This is a genomic window from Aeromonas sp. HMWF014, from assembly GCF_963878295.1.
Classification (GTDB): domain Bacteria; phylum Pseudomonadota; class Gammaproteobacteria; order Enterobacterales; family Aeromonadaceae; genus Aeromonas; species Aeromonas popoffii.
The window spans coordinates 1-3,601 of record NZ_CAWNYS010000336.1 but is presented as its reverse complement, the minus strand read 5'-3'; the positions used below and the strand labels follow the sequence as shown (position 1 = coordinate 3,601).

The following is a 3,601-nucleotide window of genomic DNA, read 5'->3' as shown; positions in this document are numbered from 1 at the left end:
CCCTCATCCAGCTCTATGGTCGTGACCCGGCCATCGAGCCTCCGTACCGCCTCGGCCAGCCAGAGGGTGGAGTAACCATTGGAGGTACCTATCTCCAGCACGGCGTCGGCCCCCCTGGTCTGTACCAGCACCGCCAGCAATTCGCCGGTATCGCGGGTGATGTTGAGCATCTTGCTGCCACGGGTCTGCTGCTGGCTGTCGTTGTATGCGCCAAACTGCTCCAGCTCCCGTTTAAGCTGTTCCAGTGCCATGTATCCTCCTTCACGGTTAAACGAGTCGGCCCTGTGCATGGCATGGTTGGGTCGACACTCATGTTCATCATGTTTCTGATCACGCGTCGGACGGCGGCGTCTCCCCCAGCAGATAGCGGGGACCGGCACCCTGTCTTGCTGCCTGATCATCCGGGTTATAAAGGGCGCAGTGCTCGAGCGACAGGCAACCGCAGCCTATGCAGGAGGTGAGCTTGCCCTTGAGCTGCTGCAGGGCCTCGATACGCTGATCGAGCAGCCCTTGCCACTGGCTGGCGATTTGCTCCCAGTCGCGGCGATCCGGTGTGCGACCATCGGGTAAACCGGCGAGGGCATCGGCAATGTCGCCAAGGCTCAACCCCATCCCCTGCGCCACCCGAATGAAGGCGATCCGGCGCAGCGCATCCTGCGGATAGAGACGTTGACCCCCATCGCTGCGCACGCTGCGAAGCAGCCCCTTCTGCTCGTAAAAACGCAAGGCACTGGCGTTGACGCCGGAGCGCCTGGCTATCTGACCTATGGCTAACCACTTGCGATCCGCATCCATCCTTGACCTCAAGTTAGCTTTAACTTGCACAATCCTCTCTCCCCCAACGAAAGGAGTCAAATGGATTATGCACTATCTTCATCGCCTGCTCGACGCCAACCGTGCTTTTGCCCTCAATGGCCGGGGTACCACCAACCACTGCCCGATGGCGCTGCATGCCCTGCACGAGATGGGAGCCCGCTCCCGTCAGCTGCAACACTTCTTCGATCATTGGCAGGCAACCCATGCGCTGCCGAGCGGGGAAATAGGTCAGGGGGAGGATGAAATCAGCTTCGTCAGGCTGCGTCAGCAACTGACAACGCGGCTTGCCACCCAAGGCTGGCAGCCCACCTTGGAAACCCTGCTGACACGCCGGCTTTCCCCTGCGGGAGGGGCCTTTCATCCCCTTATCCGCTTCGCCTGCGCCCTGGAAAATGGCCATGTGGGTGAGCAGGCCTCGGCGCTGGCCGCCTGGCAGTGCCACTCCCTGATACTGCCCGCCGGAGAGGCCGCGCCCAGCCGGGATGTCGCCAGCCTGCTGGCCGGGGTATCTGAACAGTGGGAAGGCGCGAGCTGGCAGGGAGAGTGGATCACAGAACGATTGCAGCAGGTGGCAGAGGCGCCGCGCTGGCCGGGCACACTGCCACGCTCACTCGTCGAGTCGTCGAGTCGTCGGCGGTATTGGCCCAGCTGGCCGATATCGCCCTGAAGCTCTATTGGCAGACCGGCAATTTCACCGTGCTGCACATGGTGACCGGCAGCCGGGCAGCCATCTTGGTCGAGCAGCAGTTGCCCGGCGAGTGGCAAGCGCCGTGGCAAACCCTGATGTGGCAGGCGGTGGCGGCCGCTTATATCACGGTCGGGGCGCCCGCGTTACGATCTCAACGCTGGCCAGACACCACTGGGCTGGATTGGGAGAGGGTGTTGCCGCGGGCACTGGCTAGCCTGGACGATCATGTGATCAAGCTGGTGCACTGCTGCTGGCGGGAACGGGAAACCTCGCCTCGTTATCTGGCGGTGGCGGCCCGCGCAGTGGGGCTGCTGGATGCGAGCAGCGGCAAGGCGTGACAAGCACGCCCAGGGCGCAGCTGCTGGCCAGGCAACGCGGCGCAACCCTCAGGGTCAAGGACTGGGTGTGATACCGAGGTGATAAAGGCCAGGGCGCGACAGATCGTAGACCTGAGCCAGACCCACATCCGCCTGGCTCTGCTGGCCCGGCCCCAACATGGGCAGTAGCCACTTGAGCCGGCTGATGGGCTAGTCACCCGTGTTGATCAGCATCTGGCCGGGGGTTGGGAACAACCGGGGAAGGAGCTCGCCGTCAGGCTTTCGCCTCGGCCAGCAGCGCCAGCGCGGGCTGCAGGTTGGCCGGCACCAGACAATACGCCTTGTGGTGCTTGACCAGCGTGGTCTTCTTGTTGCCCTGGCTCAGCAGCAGGCCGTGACGAAAGGCAGCCTCGGCCAGTTGGGTTTCATCACAGCGCGCATAGAGGGTCAGCGGCTTGATCAACTCCCCCTGGACCAGGTGCTCGCCATATTCGCGGCTGGAGATCACCAGGCTGGATTGGCCCTGCCCCTGCAGGCGCAGCTTGGCGCTCACCTCGCTGTCGGTAAACACTAACCAACCCGCGCTTTCCAGCTCGGCCAGCATGGTGGCCAACTTGGTGCCGAGCTGTTGGGAGTCCGCCTGCACACGGGCGTACTGGAAGGCGATACGCTCCAGCAAGCCCTTGAGATCGGCGCCAGCCCCCAGGGTGCGGCCCTGCTGGATCCAGCCTTTCAGATCCTCCATCACCAACCGGGAGAAGCGCTTCTCCTTGAGGGAGTCCGCCATCCAGGTGCAGAGAAAATGGCTCTCCTGAGCCGGGGTGCGCTTGCCCGCCTTCTGCTCGGCGGTACGCGCCAGCTCGGCAAGGCTCTGGGTGGCCATGTCGAGCAAGGCCTGATTGTAGTTGGGAGGTGTCATCACGAGTCCTCAGAGAGACGGGCGGGCCAGAGGCCGGGTCATCAACAGCATAAAGGCGCCAGTGGCGCCTTTATAGACAAAATCGCCCCGTCCGGCCTGCCCTGACAAGGGGAAGGCCCGGGCGGGGTTGGGCGCGCTTATTTCGGCTGGCGCGGCTTCTTCATTGCCGCCAGACGCTTGAGGCGCTGGCCCTGCAGCTTGGCTTCGGCCATGGCCTGGGCGGCGGCATTGTCATCGCGCTGGGGGCGCTTGCCGAAGCGACGACGCTCCTGCAACTGCTTGATCAGCTCGTCACGGTTGCCCACCTGGTAGCCCGGCACCATGACACGGCGGATCTTCTGGCCGATCAGCGCCTCGATCTCGAGCAGGGTGCGCTCTTCTTCGCGGCTGACGAAGGAGATGGCCATACCGCTCTTGCCGGCGCGGCCGGTACGACCGATGCGGTGCACATAGTCTTCGGCCAGGAACGGCAGATCATAGTTGACCACGTACTGCAGATCCGGGATATCCAGACCACGGGCGGCCACTTCAGTGGCGACCAGCACCCGCACCTTGCCTTCCGTGAATTCACGCAAGGCGCGGCGACGGCTGCCCTGGGCCTTGTCGCCATGCACCACGGCGGACTTGATGCCATCCAGGTTCAGCTCGGCCACCAGCTCGTCGCAGCTTTCACGGGTACTGGCAAACACCAGCACCTGCGGCCAGTTCTGCTTGCCGATGAGCTCGGAGAGCAGCTCGCGCTTGCGCTTCTGCTCCACCGGATAGACGGTGTGGGTGACAGTGTCAGCGGTGGAGTTCTGCTTGTTGACGCTGATGATCTGCGGCTTGTCCAACATGACGTTGGCCAGCTTCTTCACCCCG

4 protein-coding genes and 1 pseudogene are annotated in these 3,601 nt (G+C 63.6%); 1 reads left to right on the top strand and 4 read right to left on the bottom strand.

The features are described 5' to 3' along the window. Together AAC083_RS14180 and soxR are read right to left on the bottom strand one after the other, a co-directional pair. On the bottom strand, nt 1-251 hold a 251-nt coding region (locus AAC083_RS14180; protein WP_181364760.1), incomplete at its 3' end, for an O-methyltransferase. 79 nt (nt 252-330) lie between these two features. After that, the gene (gene soxR, locus AAC083_RS14175) at nt 331-795 is read right to left on the bottom strand and encodes a redox-sensitive transcriptional activator SoxR (protein ID WP_042035556.1); all 465 of its coding nucleotides are present in this window, start codon (nt 793-795) and stop codon (nt 331-333) included. A gap of 67 nt (nt 796-862) precedes the next feature. Here soxR and AAC083_RS14170 point away from each other — a divergent pair. Further along, a pseudogene (locus tag AAC083_RS14170) lies at nt 863-1,842 on the top strand (questin oxidase family protein). Nucleotides 1,843-2,095: 253 nt separating this feature from the next. Here AAC083_RS14170 and AAC083_RS14165 read toward each other — a convergent pair. Then, on the bottom strand, nt 2,096-2,740 hold the full coding sequence (locus tag AAC083_RS14165; RefSeq protein ID WP_108536939.1) for a DUF2913 family protein: 645 nt from the start codon (nt 2,738-2,740) through the stop codon (nt 2,096-2,098). A gap of 137 nt (nt 2,741-2,877) precedes the next feature. Continuing rightward, a partial coding sequence (locus AAC083_RS14160; protein ID WP_258224694.1) for a helicase-related protein occupies nt 2,878-3,601 on the bottom strand: 724 nt, incomplete at its 5' end.